Annotated in this window: 14 protein-coding genes; 2 read left to right on the top strand and 12 right to left on the bottom strand. The window is 63.1% G+C overall.

Annotated elements, in window-relative coordinates; translation table 11 throughout:
- The first annotated feature begins 46 nt into the window (after window positions 1-46).
- Complete coding sequence (locus G4923_RS08245) at window positions 47-8,554, top strand: GH36-type glycosyl hydrolase domain-containing protein (protein WP_163136519.1); 8,508 nt, start codon at window positions 47-49, stop codon at window positions 8,552-8,554.
- Between the two features lie 54 nt (window positions 8,555-8,608).
- Here G4923_RS08245 and G4923_RS08240 read toward each other — a convergent pair whose 3' ends face one another.
- Window positions 8,609-9,334 carry a Crp/Fnr family transcriptional regulator gene (locus tag G4923_RS08240; RefSeq protein WP_106886082.1) on the bottom strand — a complete coding sequence of 242 codons (726 nt, stop codon included), beginning with the start codon at window positions 9,332-9,334 and terminating at the stop codon, window positions 8,609-8,611.
- A 375-nt stretch (window positions 9,335-9,709) separates the two neighbouring features.
- Between G4923_RS08240 and G4923_RS08235 the strand changes: the two genes are divergently transcribed.
- The gene (locus G4923_RS08235; protein WP_163136517.1) at window positions 9,710-10,042 is read left to right on the top strand and encodes a hypothetical protein; all 333 of its coding nucleotides are present in this window, start codon (window positions 9,710-9,712) and stop codon (window positions 10,040-10,042) included.
- A 174-nt stretch (window positions 10,043-10,216) separates the two neighbouring features.
- Here the strand turns inward: G4923_RS08235 and G4923_RS08230 are convergent, their stop codons facing one another.
- The 11 genes from G4923_RS08230 to rseP form a co-directional block, all read right to left on the bottom strand.
- Window positions 10,217-10,534: a BON domain-containing protein gene (locus G4923_RS08230; RefSeq protein ID WP_111909933.1), complete on the bottom strand. Its 318-nt coding sequence runs from the start codon at window positions 10,532-10,534 to the stop codon at window positions 10,217-10,219.
- 372 nt (window positions 10,535-10,906) lie between these two features.
- Complete coding sequence (gene accA, locus G4923_RS08225) at window positions 10,907-11,857, bottom strand: acetyl-CoA carboxylase carboxyl transferase subunit alpha (protein ID WP_025327902.1); 951 nt, start codon at window positions 11,855-11,857, stop codon at window positions 10,907-10,909.
- Window positions 11,858-11,873: 16 nt separating this feature from the next.
- On the bottom strand, window positions 11,874-15,353 hold the full coding sequence (gene dnaE, locus G4923_RS08220; RefSeq protein ID WP_139745758.1) for a DNA polymerase III subunit alpha: 3,480 nt from the start codon (window positions 15,351-15,353) through the stop codon (window positions 11,874-11,876).
- A 2-nt stretch (window positions 15,354-15,355) separates the two neighbouring features.
- Complete coding sequence (gene rnhB, locus G4923_RS08215; RefSeq protein WP_111909931.1) at window positions 15,356-15,946, bottom strand: ribonuclease HII; 591 nt, start codon at window positions 15,944-15,946, stop codon at window positions 15,356-15,358.
- An 80-nt stretch (window positions 15,947-16,026) separates the two neighbouring features.
- A complete protein-coding gene (gene lpxB, locus G4923_RS08210; protein ID WP_163136515.1) occupies window positions 16,027-17,166 on the bottom strand; it encodes a lipid-A-disaccharide synthase in 1,140 nt (379 codons plus the stop codon).
- Window positions 17,159-17,950 (bottom strand): acyl-ACP--UDP-N-acetylglucosamine O-acyltransferase, encoded by a 792-nt coding sequence (gene lpxA, locus G4923_RS08205; protein WP_106886076.1) that lies wholly within the window; start codon window positions 17,948-17,950, stop codon window positions 17,159-17,161. The genes lpxB and lpxA overlap by 8 nt, the downstream gene beginning before the upstream one ends.
- Window positions 17,951-17,952: 2 nt before the next feature.
- Entirely contained in the window at window positions 17,953-18,414 is a 462-nt protein-coding gene (fabZ, locus tag G4923_RS08200; RefSeq protein WP_010673414.1) for a 3-hydroxyacyl-ACP dehydratase FabZ, read from the bottom strand.
- A gap of 24 nt (window positions 18,415-18,438) precedes the next feature.
- Window positions 18,439-19,458, bottom strand: a complete 1,020-nt coding sequence (lpxD, locus tag G4923_RS08195) for a UDP-3-O-(3-hydroxymyristoyl)glucosamine N-acyltransferase (protein ID WP_106887881.1) — start codon at window positions 19,456-19,458, stop codon at window positions 18,439-18,441.
- 3 nt (window positions 19,459-19,461) lie between these two features.
- Window positions 19,462-19,974, bottom strand: coding sequence for an OmpH/Skp family outer membrane protein (locus G4923_RS08190; protein ID WP_025327908.1), 513 nt, complete (start codon window positions 19,972-19,974; stop codon window positions 19,462-19,464).
- Between the two features lie 148 nt (window positions 19,975-20,122).
- Entirely contained in the window at window positions 20,123-22,546 is a 2,424-nt protein-coding gene (gene bamA / locus G4923_RS08185) for an outer membrane protein assembly factor BamA (protein WP_111909928.1), read from the bottom strand.
- Between the two features lie 34 nt (window positions 22,547-22,580).
- The gene (gene rseP, locus G4923_RS08180) at window positions 22,581-23,933 is read right to left on the bottom strand and encodes a sigma E protease regulator RseP (protein WP_163136512.1); all 1,353 of its coding nucleotides are present in this window, start codon (window positions 23,931-23,933) and stop codon (window positions 22,581-22,583) included.
- Window positions 23,934-23,989 lie beyond the last annotated feature (56 nt).

Below are 23,989 nucleotides of genomic sequence, written 5' to 3'. Positions count from 1 at the left end.
TGCAGTGGCGAGTCTGCCCCCGCCCTGAACGAGCAGGAGACGGCCCATGAATGAGTGGTTAGCCGGATGGCTTGGCGTGCATAGCGCCACCGGCCCCTGGCAGAGCAAGGAGCCCATTCGTGAAGAGCTGTTCGGCATAGAGCGGCTGGAACTCCATGCCACTACCCTGGCCGAGGCGCAGCCGGTGACGGCGACCCCCATCTCTGTGCCCTCCCTGCATCTGCGGCTCAAGGCCAACGAGGCCGTCCTCTCTCGCGCCTACCGGAGCAGCGCCGCCGAGCTCGAGCTGGGTCATGATCTGACCCACGCGGCCGAGTGGTTCCTCGACAACTATCACCTGGTCGAGGCCCAGCTCTACGAGATCCGCAGCAGCCTGCCCGGCGGTTACTACCGTCAGTTGCCCAAGCTCGCCGCCGGCCCCTTCGCGGGCTACCCCAGGGTCTTTGGCATCGCCTGGGCCTTCATCGCCCACAACGACAGCCACTTCGACGCCGAGATCCTGAGCCGCTTCATCCTCGCCTATCAGCGCGTGCAGCCCCTGACCATAGGGGAGCTCTGGGCCGTGCCCATCACCCTCAGGATCGTGCTCATTGAAAACCTGCGCCGCCTGGTGGAGCAGATCACCCTGGCCCAGCAGATCAGAGCCGATGCCGATGCCCTCTGCACCCGGCTGCTCGTGGAGGGCTGCGCCGTCTCGGCACTCAACGAAGACATCGCCTCCCGGGCGAGCGGCCCCCTCTCCGAGCTGTTTGCCGCCCAGCTGGTCAAGCAGCTGCGGGATCAGGACCCCAACACCACACCGGCACTCGGCTGGCTGGAGGAGCGCCTCACCCGGCAAGGCCTGTCGGTGGAGGAGGTGGTGCAGCATGCCCAGCAGCGCCAGGGCGCCTCCAACGTCACCATTCGCAACGTCATCACCAGCATGCGCCTCATCTCCGGCATGGACTGGAGTGAACTCGTCGAGGGGATGAGCCTGGTGGATTATCAGCTTCGCGCAGAGAGCCCCTTTGCCGAGATGGACTTCCCCACCCGCAACCTCTATCGCCAGGCCATAGAAGAGTTGGCCCGCTACTCCGACCACGACGAGCTGGCGGTCACGGCCAGGGTCCTGGCCGCGACCCGGCTCCCACCGGAGGAGCAGCAGGACGAGATACGGCGAAGAGCAGCGGAGCCCGGCTACCACCTGATCGCAGAGGGGCGACCCGCCCTCGAAGCCGAGCTCGGATTTCGCCCTCCCCTGCGCCTTCGCCTGCACCGCTTTTACGCCCGGCTCGGCATCCAGGGTTACATCGGCATCATCGCTTTGCTGACCCTCTTTCTGCTGGCCCTGAGCCATCGCCTGCTGGTCTCCCCAGATGAACCCTGGTCACTCTGGATGGGGCTTTTCTTCCTGTTTGCGCTCCTGCCGACCCATGCCGTGGCCCTGGCCCTGGTCAACTACCTCATCAGCGCGCACCTGGTTCCCAGCCCCCTCCCCGCCATGGATCTCACCCACGGCATCCCGCCCTCGCTGCGCACCCTGGTGGTCATGCCGACCCTGCTGGTGTCGCCATCCGAGCTGCTGGCACAGGTCGAGCAGCTGGAGGTGCATCATCTCTCCGGGGTCAGCGGCGATATCAGCTTTGCCCTGCTCAGCGACGGTGTGGATGCGCAGCAAGAGCGGCTGCCGGGGGATGAGGCCCTGCTGGTGGCGGCGCGCCAGGCCATTGCCCGGCTCAACGAAAAATATGGCCCTGGCCCCTCAGGGGATCGCTTCTGGCTGCTCCATCGCCACCGCAGGTTCAACCCGGGCGAGGGGTGCTGGATGGGGTGGGAGCGCAAGCGGGGCAAGCTATACGAGCTGAACCGCTTGCTGCGCGGCGCGGCGGATACCAGCTTCATGGCGACGGACGGCCAGCCCCCCGCCATCCCCCAGGGGGTGCGCTATGTCATCACCCTGGACGCGGATACCCGCCTGCCACGGGATGCCGCCAGCCGGCTGATTGGCAAGATGGCCCATCCCCTCAATCACCCCCACCTCGACGCCGGGCGCCAGCGTGTCACCCATGGCTATGGCATACTGCAGCCCCGGGTCACCCCCTCGCTGCCACTGGGTCAGGACGGCTCCTACTATCAGCGGCTCTACTCCGGGCCCGGGGGCATGGATCCCTATGCCGCCACCGTCTCCGACCTCTATCAGGATCTGTTCGGGGAGGGCTCCTTCACCGGCAAGGGCATCTATGACGTGGATGCCTTCACCGCCGCCCTGGCGGGGCGCGTGCCGGACAACAGCCACCTGAGCCATGATCTGTTCGAGGGGATCTTCGCCCGGGCGGGGCTCGCCTCGGATATCGAGGTCGTCGAGGAGTTTCCCTCCCGTTATGACGTCAGTGCCAAGCGCCAGCATCGCTGGACCCGAGGGGACTGGCAGTTGCTCGCCTGGATCTGCCGGCGTAGCCGCGGGCAGGACGCCCTGCCGCTCATCGGGCGCTGGAAGATGTTTGACAACCTCTGCCGCTCCCTGCTGGCACCAAGCACCTTGCTGGCGCTGCTGGCTGGCTGGCAGTTGCCGCTGGGCACAGCAACAATCGCCAGCCTCCTGTTGTTCGCCGCCCAGGCATTGCCCCTCTTCCTGCCGCTGCTCTTCACCCTGATCCCCCGCAAGCGGGACATCCTGTGGCGCCACTACCTGGGGATGGTCGGCCAGCGGCTGCAGCGGGCCTTCATGCAGGCCCTGCTCAGCCTGGTGTTTCTGGTCGATCAGGCCTGGCGCATGACGGATGCCATAGTGCGCACCCTGTTTCGCCTCTTCCTCTCCCATCGCCACCTGCTGGAGTGGACCACCTCGGCCCAGAGTTCGGGTTCACCGCGCCTGGCCTGGACCGGGTTTTATCGGCTGATGACGGCCGGGGTGGTACTGGCCATTGGGGTCAGCGGCCTCACCCTGCTGAGCGCCCCCGCCGCCTGGCCCCTGGTGCTGCCGGTCAGCCTGCTCTGGCTGCTGGCCCCGCTGGTGGCCTACTGGACCAGCCGCCCCCCCGACCTCACCAGGCAGATGAGCTGCACTCCCGCCCAGGCCGCCGAGCTGCGCCTGGTTGCCCGCCAGACATGGCGCTATTTCGAGACCCTGGTCACCGATCTGGACAACCAGCTGCCACCGGACAACGTGCAGGAGAGTCCGCAGGAGGTCATCGCCCATCGCACCTCCCCCACCAACATGGGGCTCTATCTGCTCTCCGCCCTGGCGGCCAATGATTTTGGCTGGGCCGGGTGCTGCGCCATCCTCACGCGGCTGGAAACCACCCTGGCCGTGATGCAGCGTCTGCCCCGTTTCAAGGGTCACTTCTTCAACTGGTACGATACCCGCAGCCTGCTCACCCTGGAGCCGGCCTATGTCTCTTCGGTGGACAGCGGCAACCTGGCCGGCCACCTGCTGGTGGTCGCCACCGGCTGCGATCGATGGCAGCAACAGGCGGGGGACAGCACCATTTGCAGCGGCATCCTGGATACCTGCCTGCTGGCGGAGCAGGCCCTGCAGGCTTACGCCATGAAGGAGAGCGGCCAGGTGCAGGCCCTTGTCGCCAGCCTCAAGGAAATCCGTGGCCAGCTCGCCCGCCCCCTGTCGGCAACCCACCAGCTCCCGGTGCTCGCCCGGCTGACGGTGCAAGCCAGCAACACGGCGCACCAGCTCGACCTGCAGGCCTGTCAACGGGAGGGGGAGGAGCTCCTCTTCTGGCTGGAGGCCCTCAAGCGGGTGGTGGCCGAACATCTGCAGGATCAGGCCGCCGACCCCGAGATGCGCCAGCGACGGCTGCACGCCCTGGCAGCCCAGGCCCGCGCCCTCGCCATGGGGATGGACTTCGGGTTCCTGCTCAATGAGGAGCGCCGCCTGCTCTCCATCGGCTACTCCCTCTCCGACAACCGGCTCGACGGCAGCTGTTACGATCTGCTCGCCTCGGAGGCGAGGCTGGCCAGCCTGTTTGCCATCGCCAAGGGGGATGTCGTCACCAGCCACTGGTTCAGGCTGGGACGGGCGGCCACCCCCCTGGGCACAGGGGCCGCCCTCATCTCCTGGTCCGGCTCCATGTTCGAGTACCTGATGCCCGCCCTGGTGATGCGGGCCCCGGTCGGCTCGCAGCTTGAGCAGACCAGCAGGCTGATCGTCGACGCCCAGATCCGCTACGGCCACGCCCTCGGCATCCCCTGGGGCATCTCGGAGTCCGCTTACAACGCCAGGGACATGGAGTTCACCTACCAGTACTCCAATTTCGGCATCCCCCAGCTCGCCCTCAAGCGCGGGCTGGCCGAGGACAAAGTGGTCGCCCCCTATGCCACCGGGCTGGCCGCCATGATCAACCCGGGGGCTGCCCTGACAAACTTCCAGCGGCTGGCCGCCATGGGAGGCCGCGGCCGTTACGGCTTCTACGAGGCCCTCGACTTTACCCCCTCGCGCCTGCCCGACAGCCAGCAGGTTGCCATAGTGCAGAGCTTCATGGCCCACCACCAGGGGATGACCATAGTGGCCCTCGCCAACGCCCTTCACGGGGGGCAGATGCGCGCCCGTTTCCATGAAGACCCCATGGTGCAGGCCTGCGATCTGCTGCTGCAGGAGCGGATCCCCCAGGACATGGCCATCGTTCGGCCCCACGCCGCCGAGATCAAGGCCTCCCTCACCCAGAGCGGCTTCGAGGTGAGCTCGGTGCGCCGCCTCTCCTCGGCCAGCCTGGGGGCCCCTGTCACCCACCTGCTCTCCAATGGCCGCTACTGCGTCATGCTCACCGGGGCCGGGGCGGGTTACAGCCGCTGGCGCCACATCGCCATCACCCGCTGGCAGGAGGATGCCACCCGCGACCACTGGGGCTCCTTCCTCTTCCTCCATGATGTCCAGAGCGGTGAGACCTGGTCCCCCTGCGCTCATCCTCTTGGCAACTCGGATCCGAAGGGAGAGGTAGTTTTCTCCGAGGATCGCGCCCAGTTCGTTCATCATCACGATCGCCTCACCACCACCCTGGAAGTGCTGGTCTCCGGTGAGGCGGACGGGGAAGTGAGGCGCATCTCCCTGAGCAACCGCGGTCGCCGCCTTCGTCATATCGAGCTCACCTCCTATGCCGAGCTGGTGCTGACCACACCGGAGGCGGATCGCGCCCACCCGGCCTTCAGCAAGCTCTTTGTGGTCACCGAATACCTGGCCGAGCTGGGGGCCCTGATCGCCACCCGGCGGCCCAGATCCCCCGAGGAGGAGGAGGTGTGGGCCGCCCACTTCATCATCGTCGAGGACCATCTGGCCGGGACCCTGCAATATGAATCCGACCGTGCCCGCTTCATCGGCCAGGGGCGCACCCTGGCCACCGCCCACGCCTTGCAGCGCCATGTCCCCCTCTCCAACACCACGGGCACGGTGCTCGACCCCATCTTCGCCCTGCGCCAGCGGGTCCACGTCCTGCCTGGCAGCAGCACCCATGTCGCCTTCTGGACCCTGGTGGCCCCCTCGCGACCGGCACTGCTCGATCTCATCGATCAGCATCACAACCGCCACGCCTTCCAGCGGGCCAAGACGCTGGCCTGGACCCAGGCCCAGGTGCAGCTGCACCATCTCAACATCCAGCCCTCCGACGGGGCCAACTTCCAGCGGCTGGCCGCCCCCCTGCTCTATGGGGATGCCCGATTCCGCGCCGCCTCGGCCACCATAGCCCGTGGCCTGACGCGGCAATCGGCCCTCTGGCAACAGTCCATCTCCGGGGATCTGCCCATCATGCTGCTGCGCATCGACGATGTGGAGGATCTGGCCCAGGTGCATGAGCTGCTGCTGGCCCACGAATACCTGCGGATGAAGCGGCTGGCCGTGGATCTGGTGATCATGAACGAGCATGTCTCCACCTATGTGCAGGATCTGCAAAACGGCATAGACACCGCAGTGCGCAGCAGCCAGTCCCGGCCGCGCTTCCATGCCGAGCTGGCCCAGGGCTCCGTCTACACTGTGCGCCGCGACCTGATGAGCGGCGAGCTGTGCGAGCTGCTGTACGCCGCGGCGCGGGTCGTGCTGATAGCGCGCCGCGGCCCCCTGCAAGAGCAGCTCGCCCGCCTCAAGGAGCCACCACCGCGGCCCTTCCCGGTCACCCCCGCCAAGGCCCACGGCCAGGCGCCCATCAAGCCCCCCCATCACCCCGAGCTGGCGTTCTTCAATGGCCTGGGGGGCTTTGCCAGGGAAGGGCGCGAATACGTCACCCTGCTCAGCGGCGAGCAGACCACGCCGGCCCCCTGGATCAATGTGATCGCCAACCCCGGCTTTGGCTTCCAGGCCTCCGCCCTCGGCAGTGGCTACACCTGGGCCGACAACAGCAAGGAGAACCAGCTGACCCCCTGGTCCAATGACCCTGTGACGGATCCCGCCGGCGAGGCCATCTACATTCGCGACGAGGACAGCCTGGCGCTGTGGAGCCCCACAGCCCAGCCCATCCACGACGGGGGCCAGTATGTCGCCCGCCATGGCTTTGGTTATAGCCGCTTTGAACACCAGGCCCACGGCATCCACAGCGAGCTGCTGCAATACGTGCCGGTGGCGGATCCCGTCAAGATTTCTCGCCTGACGCTTCACAACCTGACCGGCAACGCCCGCCGGCTCTGCATCACCTGCTATGCGGAGTGGGTGCTTGGGGCCTCCCGCGCTGCCAGCGCCCCCTTCATCACCACCAGGATGGACGAGCAGACCGGGGCCATGCTGGCCCGCAATCCCTGGAACGCCGCCTTCCCCGAGCGGGTTGCCTTCCTCGACCTCGGTGGCAGGCAGACCAGCTGGACCGGCGATCGCAGCGAGTTTCTCGGATACCAGGGCCAGCTCGCCGCCCCGGCGGCGCTGCAGGGTGGCCGGCCCCTGTCCGGCAGAACCGGGGCCGGCATAGACCCTTGCTCGGCGCTGCAGACTCACGTTGATCTGGCGCCAGGCCAACGGCTGGAGATCCTGGTGCTGCTCGGTCAGGGGGAGTCGGACGAGCAGGCCTCTGCCCTCATACTGCGCTATCGCCAGGATCTCGATGAGGTACTGGAACAGGTCGAAGACCAATGGCAGGGGCTGCTTGGCGCCGTGCAGGTCAAGACGCCCGATCTGGCCATGGACTTCATGCTCAACGGCTGGCTGCTCTACCAGACCCTGGCCTGCCGGCTCTGGGCCCGCTCCGCCTTCTATCAGGCGGGAGGGGCCTATGGTTTTCGCGATCAGCTGCAAGACGGCATGGCCCTGGGGTTCGCCGCTCCCCGGGATACCCGGCAACACCTGCTGCGGGCGGCGGCTCGCCAGTTTGTGGAAGGGGACATGCAGCACTGGTGGCTGCCCCACTCCGGTCAGGGGGTGCGCACCCGGATCTCGGATGACAGGGTCTGGCTGGCACTCGCCACGGCCACCTATGTGCGCAGCAGCGCCGATCACGCTGTTCTCGAGGAGCAGATCCCCTTCCTGGAGGGCCCCTCCCTTGGGCCGGATCAGCAGGATGCCTTCTTCCTGCCCCAGGTCTGCGAGGAGGTCGCCTCCCTCTATGAGCACTGTGCTCGCGGCCTGGATCAGGCCATGGCGCTCACCGGCAGCCTGGGGCTGCCGCTCATGGGATCGGGGGACTGGAACGATGGCATGAACCGGGTCGGCAGTGCCGGCAAGGGAGAGAGTGTCTGGCTGGGCTGGTTGCTGCTGCGCACCATCAGCCTGTTCGCCCCCCTGGCCCGGGCCCGTCACGACGGCCGTGCCGATCGCTGGCTGGCTCACGCCGAGCGGGTCGGGGCAGCCCTGGAGCAGCATGCCTGGGATGGTGCCTGGTATCGCCGGGCCACCTTCGACGACGGCACCTGGCTGGGAGCGAGAAAGAGCCCCGAGTGCCAGATAGACGCCATCGCCCAATCCTGGGCCGTTCTCTCCGGCGCCGCCGATCCGGCCCGGGCCAGGATGGCCATGCAGTCCCTGGAGCGGCATCTGGTGCGCTACGAGGAGGGCCTCTCCCTGCTGTTCAGCCCGCCCTTCGATACCCTGACCCAGGACCCAGGCTATATTCGCGGCTATCCCCCCGGGCTTCGCGAGAACGGTGGCCAATATACCCACGCCGCCGTCTGGGCCGTCCTGGCCTTCGCCCGTCTGGGGGAGACAGACAAGGCCTGCCAGCAATTTGCCCTGCTCAACCCCATCAACCACGCCCTGAACGGCTCGGCCATGGCGCGCTACAAGGTGGAGCCCTATGTCATGGCGGCGGATATCTACTCGGTCGCCCCCCATCAGGGCCGGGGTGGCTGGACCTGGTACACGGGGGCGGCAGGCTGGATGTATCAGGCAGGGCTCGACGGCATACTGGGCATCACACGTGAGGGGCAGGCTCTGCTCATCACCCCCAGGCTGCCCAGCGATTGGCCCGGGTTCAGCGTGGCGATAACCCTGGAGAACTGCCACTACAGGATAGAGGTGAGTGCCGAGCCCCCATCAGGGCAGCAAGGGGGAAGCGTTCGACTCGACGGCGTGCTCCTGGCGCCCGCCCCCCTGCCACTGCGCATCCCTCTTCAGGACGGGCAGCACAGGGTCGAGATCACGCTGGCGCGCTGACGGCCACCCCATGGCCGTCAGGGGAGGCTATCGGAGTTCGGGTATGGGGTGTATTCAGGGCTTGGGGACTATGGGCAGATAGGGCAGCAGCCGATCCGTCTCGGCCTTGACCACCGCATAGCATTCGCAGCTGAGCTGCTCCAGCTTGGGCCTGTCCAGCACTGTGATGTGACCACGGCGGTACTCTATCACCCCCAGCTTTTGCAACTTGCTCGCCGCATCCGTCACCCCCTCCCGCCTGACCCCCAGCATGTTGGCGATCAGCTCCTGGGTCATGGAGAGCTTGTCACCCGAGAGCCTGTCGAGGGAGAGCAGCAGCCAGCGGCAGAGTTGCTGATCGATGGAGTGGTGACGATTGCACACCGCCGTCTGCGCCATCTGGGTCAAGAGCGCCTGGGTGTAGCGCAACACCAGGTGCAGCATGTCGCCGTGCAGATTGAATTCGCTTTTGAGCAACTGCCCCTTCAGGCGGTAGGCATGGCCCGCACTCTGCACCAGGGCGCGGCTGGTGGTGCTTTCGCCCCCCATGAACAGGGCCACCCCGATCAACCCCTCGTTGCCCACCACGGAGATCTCCGCCGAGGCGCCGTCTTTCATCACATAGAGCAGGGAGACGATGCAGTCGATGGGGAAATAGACATGGCGCAGGGCGTCGCCCGATTCGTACAAGACCTTGCCCAGGGGTAAATCTATGTATTCGAGGTGCGGCAGCAGACGTGTGTAGACCTCGGGGGGCAGGGCCGCCAGCAAATGGTTCAACCGCGGATGATGCTCAGGCATGTCTCTCTCCAGGTGGCGACTCACACGAAAATTCAATCAAGGCTAAAGATAGGGCAAACCCACGACCTGGGCTAACGTATCGGCGCCATCACCACTGAACCGCCCGCAATACCCGAGCGGCCATATGTCCGTCATTCACACACTCCCTGTTATGTGTCCTAACGTACCGACACAACAATACGGATGAGGCATATTGAGGTCGTTCTGACACCCACAGACGCAGTGGGCGGCATGCTTGTTCGGGTGCCACTGCATCGCACAGCCAATCGCAGTCATTGCTCGACATCAAGGCGCAATGGGACTGCCACCCCATCCACCTAGAGATGCCAGAGGGAGCGCCCCTCCCCCGGCACACAGCGGATATGGAGAAATATCATGAGCCCAGCTGAAAAAAGCGCCTCAGTCACCAAAGAGGACGCCAGCGTCATCCCTGCCGGGGAGAAGAGAGAGGCAGACCATGCCGCTCATAACATCAACTCCACGGTGAAGCAGATGACCGAGAACACCCACGAGGCGGTCGACAAAGTCGCCAAGGCGGTCAATTCAACCGCCAACGTCTTGAGCGAGAAAGGCAATGAGATAAAGGAGGCCAGAGCCTCCAACCTCAAGGACCTGCGCGGCAAGATCAAGAGCAACCCCATGGGCAGCATCGGCATAGCGATCGCCATCGGCTTTATCGCCAGCTGGCTGCTGGCCGCCATTTTCTAGCAAAAAGCCCCCGGGCCCATCTCCTGGGTCCGGGGGCCATTTCATTCAGCCTGTGGCGCAAGCAAAAGAGATCCCAGCATCAGCAAAGCGACAGCAGGGATGAGTCTGGGGATATATGTGGATCAGGGGCGGCTATACCCGCCCCTTGTATTTTTGGTGGCTGCGTTTACGGCATCACTTCAAACGCAGATCATTTTTCACCGAGGTGACTCCAGCGACCCCGCTGGCCACCCTGCTGGCCTTGTCGATGCTCGCCTTGGAGCTGACAAAGCCACTCAATTGCACCACCCCTTTGAAGGTTTCCACATTGATTTCTGCCGATTTGAGTTCAGGGTCGGAAAATATCGCAGAGATCACCTTGGTGGTGACCACGGAATCATCGATATATTCTCCCGTTCCTTCCTTGTTGGCCGTTGAGGCGCAGCCCATGGCGATGGCAGCCAGCAACAGGGCGGCAACGAAGGCATTGGTAACATGGTTAGGGTTTTTCATGACGATCTGACTCCCTCTCGAGTGAACATGACGCTGGCAACATCTGGAGAATGACCAGCCATGGCGCCCTGCCTCTCACACCACAGAGCTGTTACCGTTGCTGCACGCTGACTGGCGCATTGACGGCAACCTGTATACCTGACAGCCAGGTTATTCCCCTTCCCCCTTCCCGTCTGTACGCTGGCGAACACAGCCGTCCTGCTTTTCCACCCGGGTTCCGCCGAACCCACCCCACTCAATGCCACGCACCATCAAGGGCGATAAGGCACCCCGCCAACAAGGCCCCAAGGTTCAGCCCAAAAAAGAAGGCCCCCGCATCAGCAGGGGCCTTCCGGCACTTTTCAGGCACTCTTCAGGGCACAAGGCCGGGCATCAGCAGTAGCCGTAACCCAGCAGGCGCTGGTAGCGCTGCTCCAGCAACTGGTCGCTGTCGAGCGGGCGCAAGGCAGCCAGGTCTTGCTTGATGCGATCCTTCAGGCGCTGGGCCATCAGCTCCACGTTGCGGTGGGCGCCGCCGAGGGGCTCTTCGACTATGCTGTCGATGAGTTTGAGCTCCTTCAAGCGCTGGGCCGTGATGCCCATGGCATCGGCGGCCACCGGCGCCTTGTCGGCGCTCTTCCACAGTATGGAGGCGCAGCCTTCCGGCGAGATGACGGAGTAGGTGGAGTACTGCAGCATGTTGACGCGATCGCCGACACCGATGGCGAGGGCGCCGCCGGAGCCGCCTTCACCTATCACGGTGCAGACCACGGGCACGGTCAGACCGGCCATGACTTTCAGGTTGCGGGCGATGGCCTCGGACTGGCCACGCTCCTCGGCACCCACGCCGGGGTAGGCGCCTGGGGTGTCGATGAAGGTGATGATCGGCATCTTGAAGCGTTCGGCCATCTGCATCAGGCGCAGGGCCTTGCGGTACCCTTCCGGGCGCGGCATGCCGAAGTTGCGACGGATCTTCTCCTTGGTCTCGCGACCCTTCTGCTGACCAATCACCATCACAGGCTCGCCGTCCAGGCGGGCTATGCCGCCGACGATGGCCTTGTCATCGGCGTAGGCGCGATCACCGGCCAGTTCGTCGAAGTCGGTGAAGATCTGCTCGATGTAGTCGAGGGTGTAGGGGCGCTGGGGATGACGCGCCATCTGGGACACCTGCCAGGCACCCAGATCGCCGAAGATCTTCTTGGTCAGCTCTTCGTTTTTCTTCTCCAGCCGACGGATATCTTCGCTGAGATCCACGGCACTGTTGTGCTCGCTCACATGGCGAAGTTCATCGATCTGAGCCTGCAATTCGGCGATCGGCTGTTCAAAATCCAGAAAAAGACTCATAGGGACAATAGATCCTCTAATCAAAAACCAATTCAACCCGCTCTCGTCCAAGCAGGACTCGCAAGTCATCTATCAGTTGATCGGTGGGCGTCACCCGCCACTCGGTACCGAGCGTCAATCGCGCCCGGGAGCCGGGCCGACGATAGTTTACCTGAACCGGACAGACTCCGGCACGGGCGGGCTCCAAAATCTCGCACAAACGCGGGAAAAAGCGTTCGTCAATGCGTTGTTCATCGAGGGAAATGCGGATCGCCCTGGCGAAACGCTCCCTCGCATCGTTGATATCCAGCAATTCGCGGGCCGACATTTTAAGGCCACCGGAGAAGTCATCAAAGCTGACCTGTCCAGAAACCACTAAAATACGGTCTTTTTGCATCAATTCTTCGTATTTTTCCAGCGCTTCACTGAACAGGGTCACATCCAGACGGCCGGATCTGTCGTCCAGGGTGAAGATCCCCATCTTGTTGCCGCGCTTGGTCACCATGCTGCGGGCCGCGATCACCAGCCCGGCTGCCGTGGTCACCGTATCCCGGGAGGTGGGATGCAGATCGCACAGACGGCCCGAGGTGTAGCGACGCAGCTCGCTGCTGTACTGGTTGATGGGGTGACCTGTGAGGTAGAGCCCGAGGGTCTCGCGCTCCCCCTCCAGCCACACCTTGTCGGGCCAGTGCGGCACGTTGGCGAACGCCTTCTTGACGTCGTCTATCTCCTCGGTGAGCACCCCGAACATGTCGACCTGCCCCACCGCCTGGGCCTTGGCGTGCTGCTCGGCGGCGCGCATGGCCTCTTCCAGCGTCGCCATCAGGGCGGCGCGGTGCGGGCCCAGTCGGTCCATGGCGCCGGAGAGGATGAGCTTCTCCATCACCCGCTTGTTGAGCTTCTTGATGTCGACTCTGTTGCAGAAGTCGAACAGATCCCGGAAGGGCCCGTCCTGATCCCGCGCGCTGAGAATCGCATCTATGGGGCCTTCGCCCACACCTTTCACCGCGCCTATGCCGTAGACGATGTGACCGTCCTCGTTGACCGAGAAGCGATAGCGGCCTGTGTTCACATCCGGCGGTATCACTGTGAGCCCCATGCGCTGGCACTCGTCCACTAGCGTCACTATCTTGTCGGTGTTGTCCATGTCGGCGGTCATCACCGCCGCCATGAACTCGGCCGGGAAGTGGGTCTTGAGCCAGAGGGTCTGGTAGGAGACCAGCGCATAGGCGGCGGAGTGGGATTTGTTAAAGCCGTAGCCCGCAAACTTCTCCACCAGATCGAAGATCTTGATCGCCAGCTCGCCGTCGACCCCGTTCTTGACCGCCCCTTCCTCGAAGCCGGAACGCTGCTTGGCCATCTCGGCGGGGTTCTTCTTGCCCATGGCCCGGCGCAGCATGTCCGCGCCGCCCAGGGTATAGCCCGCCAGCACCTGGGCTATCTGCATCACCTGCTCCTGGTAGAGGATGATGCCGTAGGTGGGCTCCAGTATGGGTTTGAGGCTCTCGTGCTGCCACTTCTCGTCCGGGTAGGAGATGGCCTCCTTGCCGTGCTTGCGCTCGATGAAGTTGTCCACCATGCCGGACTGCAGCGGGCCCGGACGGAACAGGGCTACCAGGGCGATCATGTCTTCGAAGCAGTCGGGCTGCAGCCGTTTGATCAGATCCTTCATGCCGCGGGATTCGAGCTGGAACACCGCCGTGGTCTCGAAGCGCTGCAAGAGCGCGAACGACTTCTTGTCGTCGATGGGGATGGCGGCGATGTCGACCGGCGGCTTGCCCTCCTTGGCCAGGCGCGGGTTGATCATGCCGAGCGCCCAATCGATGATGGTGAGGGTCCGCAGCCCCAGGAAGTCGAACTTCACCAGGCCCGCGTACTCCACGTCGTTCTTGTCGAACTGGGTAACAGGGTGATGACCGGAATCGTCGCAGTAGAGCGGCGCGAAGTCGGTGATCTTGGTGGGAGCTATCACCACGCCACCGGCGTGTTTGCCGGCGTTGCGCACCACACCTTCCAGCCGGCGCGCCATGTCGATGAGGTCCTTGACCTCCTCGTCCTGCTCGTAGAGCTCCGGCAGCTTGGGCTCGGCCTCGAATGCCTTGGCCAGCGTCATGCCCGGATCCGGCGGAATGAGCTTGGAGATGCGATCCACGAAACCATAGGCGTGGCCCAGCACCCGGCCCACGTCCCGCACCACCGCCTTGGCCGCCATGCTGCCGAAGGTGATGATCTGGGACACCGCCTCCCGGCCATACATCTCGGAGACGTGCTCGATCACCTCGTCCCGTCTGTCCATGCAGAAGTCGACGTCGAAGTCGGGCATGGAGACCCGCTCGGGGTTGAGGAAGCGTTCGAACAGCAGATCAAACTCGAGGGGATCCAGATCGGTGATCTTGAGGGCGTAGGCCACCAGGGAGCCCGCCCCCGATCCCCGGCCCGGGCCGACGGGGATGCCGTTGTCCTTGGACCACTGGATAAACTCCATCACTATGAGGAAGTAACCCGGGAAGCCCATCTGGTTGATCACCTTGAGCTCGATGTCGAGGCGCTCGTCGTACTCGCCGCGCTTGGCCGCGCGTACTTGCGGATCCGGGAACAGGAAGGCCAGACGGTCTTCCAGCCCCTCCTTGGACTTCATCACCAGGAAGTCTTCGGTGCTCATGTCACCGGTCGGGAAGTTCGGCAGGAAGTATTCGCCCAGACGCACAGTCACGTTGCAGCGCTTGGCGATCTCCACCGTGTTTTCCAGCGCCTCGGGAATGTCGGCAAACAGCTCGCACATCTCCTCCTGGCTGCGCAGGTACTGCTGCGGGCTGTAGCGGCGCGGACGGCGCTTGTCCATCAGGGTGTAGCCGTCGTGGATGGCGACCCGGATCTCGTGAGCATCGAAGTCATCGGCCCCGAGGAACACCACCTCGTTGGTGGCCACCACGGGCAGCTCGAACTCGGCGGCGATGGCCACCGCCATGTGCAGGTAGACCTCTTCATCGGGTCGGCCGGTACGCAGCAGCTCGAGGTAGTAGGCATCCGGGAAGTGAGTCCGGTAGAAGGCGAGGCTCTGCTCCACCATCTGACGGTTGCCCTTGAGCAGGAACTTGCCCAGATCCCCCTCGCGACCGCCTGAGAGCACTATCACCCCCTTGGCATGTTCGACCAGCCAGCCCTTGTCGATGACGGGGCGCCCCTGCACGTGACCGCGCTGGTAGCCGCGGGAGATGAGCAGGGTGATGTTCTGGTAGCCGTCGTTGTCCATGGCGAGCAGGGTGAGGCGGAACTGCTCGTCACCGAGCTCATCGCTCTGCACCCAGAAATCCGCCCCGACCAGAGGCTTGATCCCCTTGCCATGGGCTGAGCCATAGAAGCGCACCAGGCCGCACATGTTCATCTGGTCGGTCAGGGCCAGGGCCGGCATGTTGTTGGCCGCGGCGGCCGAGACGATGGGGCCAATCTTTTGCAGGCCATCGACCATGGAGAAGTCGGAGTGGACCCGCAGGTGGACGAAGCGAGGATCGGCCATGGTTATTCGATCCCCAGCGCCCGGCGCACCGGTTTGAAGCTCTGCCGATATTCGGGCAGGGGGCCGCGCTCGGCCAATATGGCGAGGTGTTCGGCGGTGGGATAACCCTTGTGACGGGCGAAGCCGTACTCGGGATGACGGCTGTCCAGCTCTGTCATCTCGGCGTCACGGGTCACCTTGGCGAGGATGGAGGCGGCGCTGATGGCAGCCACCAGGCTGTCGCCCTTGACCACGGCGCGCGCCTCCATGGGCAAGCTAGGGCAGCGGTTGCCATCGATAAAGACCAGCTCGGGTGTCATGGAGAGGCCCGCCACGGCGCGCTGCATGGCCAGCATGGTGGCGTGCAGTATGTTGAGCTGATCGATCTCATCCGGGGTGGCGCGGCCTATGGACCAGGCCAGGGCCTTTGCCTTGATCTCGCCATACAGGGCGAGGCGCTTCTTCTCGGAGAGCTTCTTGGAGTCGGCGAGGCCTTCAATGGGATTGGCGGGATCCAGGATCACGGCGGCGGTGACCACGTCACCCACCAGGGGGCCACGGCCCACCTCGTCAACCCCGGCAACCAGCTTGTCTTGTGGAATATCGATCGTCATATCACAGGCCTTGAATCAAAACCGGCCCCGCAGGGCCAGTATCAGCACAACATAACGCCAAAAGCGCGCCGCCAGCCACCCTAACTGTCGAGCAGCTCGGCCACCGCCTCGGCGGCCTGCACATCGGCGTTGCAGCGGATCTTCTGGTGCAACTTGGTGAAGGTGGCGATGAGCTCGCTGTTGTCGTGCTCCAGCAACTTGCTGACCTCTTCCACCAGATTGGCCGGGGTGCACTCATGCTGGATGAGCTCGGGCACCAGCATCCGGTCTGCCAGCAGATTCGGCAGGGAGACGTACTCCGTCTTCACCAGCCACTGGGCCAGCCAGTAGCTGAGCGGCTTGAGCTTGTAACCTACCACCATGGGCCGCTTCACCAGCATGGCTTCCAGCGCGGCCGTGCCGGACGCCAGCATCACCACGTCGGCGGCTATCATGGCCTCACGGCCCTGACCGTCCAGCAGCACCATGTCGAGATCCGGCGCCACTTCGGCCTTGATGGCGAGGAACTGCTCGCGCCGTGTCTCGTTCACCAGTGGCACTATGAAGCCGAGATCCGGGCAGTGCACCGTCAGGTGCTTGCACGCCTCGAGGAAGACGGGGGACATGAAGCCGACCTCGGCGCTGCGGCTGCCCGGCAACACCGCCAGCCAGCGGCGGCCCGGCTCCAGGCCGAGCGTCTCGCGCATCTCCTGCTGATCCGGCACCAGGGGAATGTCATCCGCCATGGTGTGGCCGACGAAGCGGCAGGGGGCATCGAAACGGTCGTAGAAGGCTTTCTCGAACGGCAGGAAGGCGAGCACCATGTCGGTGGCGGCCTTGATCTTGTGAATGCGGCCCTGACGCCAGGCCCAGACAGAGGGGCTGACATAGTGGACCGTCTTGATACCGGCGCGGCGCAGTTTCAGCTCCACCCCGATATTGAAATCAGGTGCATCCACCCCGACGAAGATGTCAGGAGGATTGGCAATAAAATGCCGCAGCAGCTCGCGGCGCACCTGGAGGATCCGGGGCAGACGTCCCAGCACCTCGCTGATACCCATGACGGAAAGCTCTTCCATCTCGAACAGGGCCTTGACGCCCAGGGCCTGCATCCGCGGCCCGGCGATCCCTTCGAACTGGGCATCGGGATAGCGAGCCAGCAGCTCGCGCACCAGACCGGCAGCCAGGATGTCGCCGGAGGTCTCTCCGGCGACTATGCCGATACGGATAGGCTTAGGCACGGATGATCCCGCGCTCGTTGCCCTTGAGGAAATCCACATAGAGCTGTACGGCCGGCTCGGTGGCCGCCATCTCGCTCAGTACCGGCAACACCTCTTCGATGGTCTTGCCGGAGCGGAAGATCTCCTTGTAGGCACGCTTGACGGCCGAAATGGCTTCCGCGCTGAAGCCACGACGACGCAGCCCTTCGGAGTTGACCCCGAACGGCTTGGCGTAGTTGCCGGCGGCCATCACGTAGGGAGGCACGTCCTTGTTCAGGGCGGCGCAGCCACCGACGAAGGCGTGGGAGCCGACGCGGCCGAACTGGTGAATGGCAGACAGACCGCCGAAGATCACGAAGTCACCGATGTGAACATGGCCTGCCAGGGTCGCGTTGTTGGCGAAGATACAGTTGTCACCGATCATGCAGTCATGGGCCACGTGGACGTTGACCATGAAGAGGTTGCCGCTGCCGACCCGGGTCAGGCTCTGATCCTGGGTGGTGCCGCGGTGCACTGTGCAGTTCTCGCGAAACACGTTGTTGTCGCCGATCTCGAGGAAGGTGCGCTCACCGGCGTACTTCTTGTCCTGGCAATCTTCACCTATGGAGGTGTGCTGGAAGATCTTGTTGCCGCGACCGATCTTGGTCGGGCCCTTGATCACCACGTGGGAAGCCACCCAGGTGTCGTCACCTATCTCCACCTCGGCACCGATGACGGTAAAGGGGCCGATTTCAACCCCTTTGCCGATCACGGCAGACTCATGGACGATGGCGGTATCGTGGATGATGGCAGTCTGGTCAATCACGGTTACACCTCGCGTTTGGCGCACATCAGTTCGGCGGTACAGACCACTTCACCGTCGACGGTGGCAACGCCGGTGAACTTGGCGATGCCGCGACGCTCCTTCAGGAACTCTACGTCGAGCACCAGCTGATCGCCAGGGCCGACCGGACGCTTGAAGCGGGCGTTGTCGATGGAGGCGAAGTAATAGAGCTCATTGGGGGACGGCTTGCCCACCATGGTAAAGGCCAGGATACCGGTCGCCTGGGCCATGGCCTCCAGGATCAGCACGCCGGGGAACACCGGCTTGGCCGGGAAGTGCCCCTGGAAGATCGGCTCGTTGAACGAGACGTTCTTGATGGCGCGAAGGGTCTTGCGCTCATCGCTGATCTCGTAATTTTCCACCTTGTCCACCATCAGGAACGGATAACGGTGGGGCAGCAGATCCATGATTTCCTGGATCCCCAGGCTTTTCTTTTCAGTAGTCAAAACAGTACCCTATACCAATCGTGATTATTCTTGATCCAGCTTTTTCTCAAGTCGGCTCAACCGCTTGTGCATCTCTTCGATACGCATCACCCGGGCGGCGGTCTTGCGCCACTCTTTATTGGTTTGCAGGGGGATGCCGGAAGAGTAGATGCCGGGCTCGGTAATGGGTCGCATCACCATGGCCATACCGGTGACGGTGGCCTGGTCGCAGATCTCCATGTGCCCGTTAAAGACGGAAGCGCCGCCAATGATACAGTATTTGCCGACCTTGAGACTACCGGCCATCACGGTCGAGCCCGCCACGGCGGTGCCGTAGCCAATCTCGACGTTGTGGGCGATCTGGCACTGGTTGTCGATGATGACGTTGTCCGCGATGCGGGTGTCTTCCAGGGCACCGCGGTCTATGGTGGTGCAGGCACCGATTTCCACCCGGTTGCCTATGGTCACGCCACCGAGCTGGGGGATCTTGATCCACTCGCCACGCTCGTTGGCATAACCGAAACCGTCGGCCCCGATCACTGTGCCGGCTTGCACCAGACAGTCCGTGCCCAGGGTCACGTTATGATACAGGGTGACGTTGGCCCACAACCGGGAGCGAGCTCCCAGTCGGGTATTCTTGCCAACGAAACAGCCCGGACCTATGCGGACATCATCCCCCAGCACGACGCCGGATTCGATGACCGCATTGGCGCCGATGGCCACTCTCTCGCCCAGTTGCACATCCGCCGCTATGACGGCACTCGGATGTATATCCGTGGCCGGCTGCGGTGTGGTGTCCAGCAGTTGGGCTACCCGGGCAAACCCCACATAGGGGTCTTTGAGCACCAGGGCATTGGTGGGGCAAAACGGCAGGTCCGCCTCAGTGATGAGCACGGCAGTCGCCTTGCTCTGCTCCAGGAAATGCCGGTACTTCTTGTTGGACAGGAAGGCAATCTCCCCCTCCCCGGCTTTTTCCAGTGTCGCTACCTTGCGGATTTCCCGGGTCCCATCCCCATGGACCTCGGCCCCCAGTTGCTGGGCCAGCTGTGCGAGAGTGAATGCCATCAATTAGTTGCTCTTGCTTACCTGAGAGATAACCTGGCTGGAGATGTCCAGCTTGCTGGCGGCATAGGGAGCAGCATTGCGCTCCAGCACCAGATCATAGCCATTGCTCTTGGCGATGGAATCGATGGCAGCCTGCACCTTGGTCAGGATCTTGTTGCGCTCTTCAGCCTGACGACGGCCGTTGTCCTGCTCGAACGCCTGACGCTTCTGGTTGAACTCCATCTGCAGCTTGGCCAGCTTCTCCTGGTTCTGCTTCTTCTGCTCGTTGCTCATGAAGGCTTCGTCCTTCTTGAACTTCTCGACCAGAGCCTGACCGTCGGATTCCAGTTTCTGCAGCTCGCGCATGCGCGGCTCGAACTCACCCTTCAGCTTCTTGGCCACGGCTTCACGCTGGGGCAGCTTTTGGAAGACTTCGCCCATGTCTACCACGGCGATCTTGGTCTCAGCCCAGGCGGAGCCCATACCGGCAGCCATCAGTGCAAAACTCAAACCAGCTACTTTCAACGCTTTATTCACACTTACTCCTTGGTCCCTCGGTCGAGGGCTACCTGATTTACCTGATTGTGCAAGCGATCTCTGGGACCGGCTTGTTACCTGGTGAGGCACGCAAGCTGCGCGTCCCATCATTGAATACCCCCACCGAAGTGGGGGAGCGTCCGCGCCCTTAGAAGGTACGGCCGATGTTGAAGGAGAAGACTTCGGTATCGTCCCCTTCGTATTTCTTGAGCGGTTGTGCAATCACGAACACCAGGGGGCCCATGGGGGAGAGCCACTGCAGTGACAGACCCGCCGACATCCGGATATTGGTGGGGTCAGAATAGTCCATCAGATAGTTACAGCCACTGAAGCAACGGTTCTGGTACTGACCATATTCGAAGGTGGTATCCCACACTGTACCGGCATCGATGAAGAAGCTGGTCCGCAGTTGGGGCTGGTAGCTTTCAGACGCGAACGGCGTCGGCACTATCATCTCGAGGGAGGCTACCGCCAGGGCATTGCCCCCCACCGAGCTGTCGGTGCCCTGGATCACGTCGTTACCGCCCAGGTTGTAGTAGTAGAGCGCCTTAGGACCGACGGTGTTGCTCTTGAAGCCGCGCAGGGTGTCGAAACCACCGGCGTAGTAGTTCTCGAAGAAGGGCAGCACGTGGTCGTAGTCACCGTTGCTGCCGTAGCCATTGCCGTAAGAGGCGCGGGCCTTGGCCAGCATGACCCACTGGTGGTCCGCATCAAACGGGAAGTAATGGGAGTCTTCGGCGTTGAGCTTGAAGTACTGCAGATCCATGCCAGGCACAGTCACCTTGGCGTTCACCCGCTGACGGTCACCCGCGGTCGGGAACTGGCCCTTGTTGAGGGTGGAGCGAGTCCAGCCGGCGGTGACATCCACTGTGTTGAACACCATGCGGTTGTCGCCGTCCAGGTTGGCCTGGTACACCTTCCAGAACTCATCCACCTGCACATAGGGGTTGGGCTGGGACAGCTTGTTGTTCTCGTAGCCAAGGCTGAAGTCGAGACGGTTGTTCTCGTTGACCGGGAAACCGCTGGAGAGGCGGAAGCCTATAGTGGTGTTCTCGTAGTCGACTATGTTGGCATCGGCCGCGCTGAACTTGTTGTAGTAGAGGCGGCCGCCCAGGCTGACGCCATCGACGGTGAAGTAGGGATCGTTGTAGCTGAGATCGATGTTCTTCGAGTAGTCGTTGGTGCTGGCGTTGATGCCGATCTTCTTGCCGGTCCCCATGAAGTTGTCTTGCTGCAGGCCCGCCTGCAGGCTCAGACCAGACTCGGTACCGTAGCCGATGCCGGCGTTGATGGAGCCTGCCGGTTGCTCCTTGACCTTGAAGTCCAGATCGACCTGATCGTCGCTGCCCGCCACCCGTTTGGTGTCCACTTCCGCGGTCTCGAAGAAGCCGAGGCGGTTGAGACGGGTCTTGGACTGCTCGACGTTGTCGGAGGAGAGCCAGGTGCCTTCCATCTGACGCATCTCGCGACGCAGCACTTCGTCCTTGGTGGTGACGTTGCCGCTGAAGTTGATGTTGCGCACATAGACACGGGGGCCCGGCTCTATGTTGACGATCAGCTCCACTTCCTTGGTCTGGTCATTGACCTGGGGGAAGGTGACCACTTTGGGGTAGGCATAGCCATAACGGCCGAGGAACTTGGAGAGCACCTCTTCGGTGTGGGTCACCTGGCTGGCGGAGTAGACGCTGCCCGCCTCTATGGGGATGAGCCCCTTCATATCGCCGCCACGGTCGATGAGATCGCCCTTGAGCTGCACGCCGGAGACCTTGTACTGATCCCCTTCCTTGATGTTCAGGGTGACGTAGACGCCCTTCTTGTCCGGGGTCATGGAGACTTGGGTGGACTCCTGGGCGAAACGTATGTAGCCGCGGTCCATGTAGTAGGAGCGCAGCACTTCGATGTCACCGGCCAGCTTCTGCTTCTGGTAGCGCTGATCGCCGGTGAAGTTCCACCAGGGCACATCGTCCTTCAAGGAGAGCTGGGCCAGCAGTTTCTCTTCCGGGAACACCTGGTTGCCGACTATGTTGATCTGCTGGATCTTGGCCGCTTCCCCTTCCACGAAGGTGAACTTGAGGTCAACCCGGTTGCGAGGCAGCGGGGTGACTATGGCCTTGACCTTGGCGGAGTACTTGCCCACGCCGTAGTAGAAATCTTCCAGTCCCTTCTCGAGGGAGCTCAGCACTGTGCGATCCAGGGGATCACCGACGCGGATGCCGGAGGACTCCAGGCTCTGGGTCAGCTGCTCCTCCTTGATGTCCTTGTTGCCGGAAAACTCGATGCTGGAGATGGTCGGGCGTTCCTTCACCACGACTTGCAGCACCTGGCCGTCACGATAGACCTTGACGTCCTCGAAGTTGCCGGAGGCATAGAGCTTCTTGATGGCGTTGGCCAGGGCCACCGAGTCCACGGAGTCACCGACCCGGACCGGCAGATTCAACAGGGCGGCGCCCAGGGTCACCCGCTGCAGACCCTCGACCTGAATGTCTTGCACCACAAAAGAGGCAGGGGCCGCCTGAGCCAGGAAGCTGGCTCCCAGCAGGCAACTCAACACCAATGCTTTTTTAACAGCCATTTTGTTCTTATGTGTCCTTGTTGATGCTCTAGCCTCAGAGGCGAGCGAAATCATTAAACAGCGCAATGCCCATCAGTAACATCAGAATGGCGGCGCCTATCCTGAACCCAATTTCCTGAATTTTTTCTGGTACCGGCTTGCCGGTGACTGCCTCGATGAGGAAGTAGACCAAATGGCCCCCATCCAGCACCGGCAGGGGGAACAGATTGATGATCCCCAGGTTGACGCTGATGAGCGCCAGGAAACCGAGGAAATAGACCAACCCGTAATCTGCGCTGCTGCCAGCCCCCTTGGCGATGGAGATGGGGCCGCTCAGGTTGTCCAGGGAGACGATGCCACCGATCAGCTTGCCGATCATGTCAAAGGTCAGCGTGATCAGGCTCCAGGTCTTCTGGACCCCATGCCACAGGGCTTGCAAAGGCCCATACTGTAACAGAACTCGATACTCATCCGGTAATGGAACCAGTTGCGGCGACAAGCCGACGAAACCGACCAGCTGGCCCCGTACTTTTTTCACATCCGGGGTCAGGGTCAGGGTCAGATCGCTGCCCTCGCGCTCCACCGTCACCTCCAGTGGCTGCTCCGGTGATTGCTGCACTCGCTCGACAAACTCGGTCCATTCGGTGATCGCCTGATCACCCACGCCCTTGATGCGATCCCCCACCTGCAGACCCGCCTTCTCGCTGGCGCTCGAGGGCACTATGGCCTGTACCACCGGCAGCACCTTGCCGCCGAGAGGGACTATCCCCAGGCTGCCGATGGGGGACTCTTTGTCCGGATCGAAAGTCCAGCTATCCAGCATCAGCGTCTTGTCGACGGCGTAGCTGGCGCCTGGCGCCTTCAGCTTGAGCTGTACCGATTTGTCACCCAGATGGCTGATGAGGGCATAGGTCACGCTCTCCCAGTCTCCGGTGGCCTCGTCGCCGACGCCGACGATCTCCATGCCAGGCTCTATGCCGGCCTGGGCCACTATGGACGCAGGGCGCACCTCGCCGACCACCGGCTTGACGCTCGGCACCCCTATCATGAACATCAGCCAGAAGGCGAACAGGGCGAACACGAAGTTCGCCATGGGGCCGGCCGCGACTATGGCCATCCTTGCCCAGACGCTCTTGTGGTTGAAGGCCTGTGCCTCCTCCCCCGGCTTGAGCTCATCGACCCGGCCATCCAGCATCTTGACGTAGCCACCCAGCGGGATCAGGGCCAGCACATATTCGGTGCCATCCTTGCCGATGCGGCGCCAGATAGCCTTGCCAAAGCCGATGGAGAAACGCTCGACCTTGACGCCGCAGCGGCGGGCTACCCAGAAGTGGCCAAATTCATGCACCGCCACCAGCAGCCCCAGGGCCACGATGAAGGCACCAATATTCCATAACAAGGCGCCCATCAGCCGATCACCTCGGGGTCATGTCCAGTTCGGCGCTCGAGGGCGTAGAGAGCGGC

This window comes from Aeromonas rivipollensis (assembly GCF_010974825.1).
Taxonomy (GTDB): domain Bacteria; phylum Pseudomonadota; class Gammaproteobacteria; order Enterobacterales; family Aeromonadaceae; genus Aeromonas; species Aeromonas rivipollensis.
The sequence above is the reverse complement of the archived record's forward strand: the minus strand, read 5'-3'. Positions and strand labels throughout refer to the sequence as shown.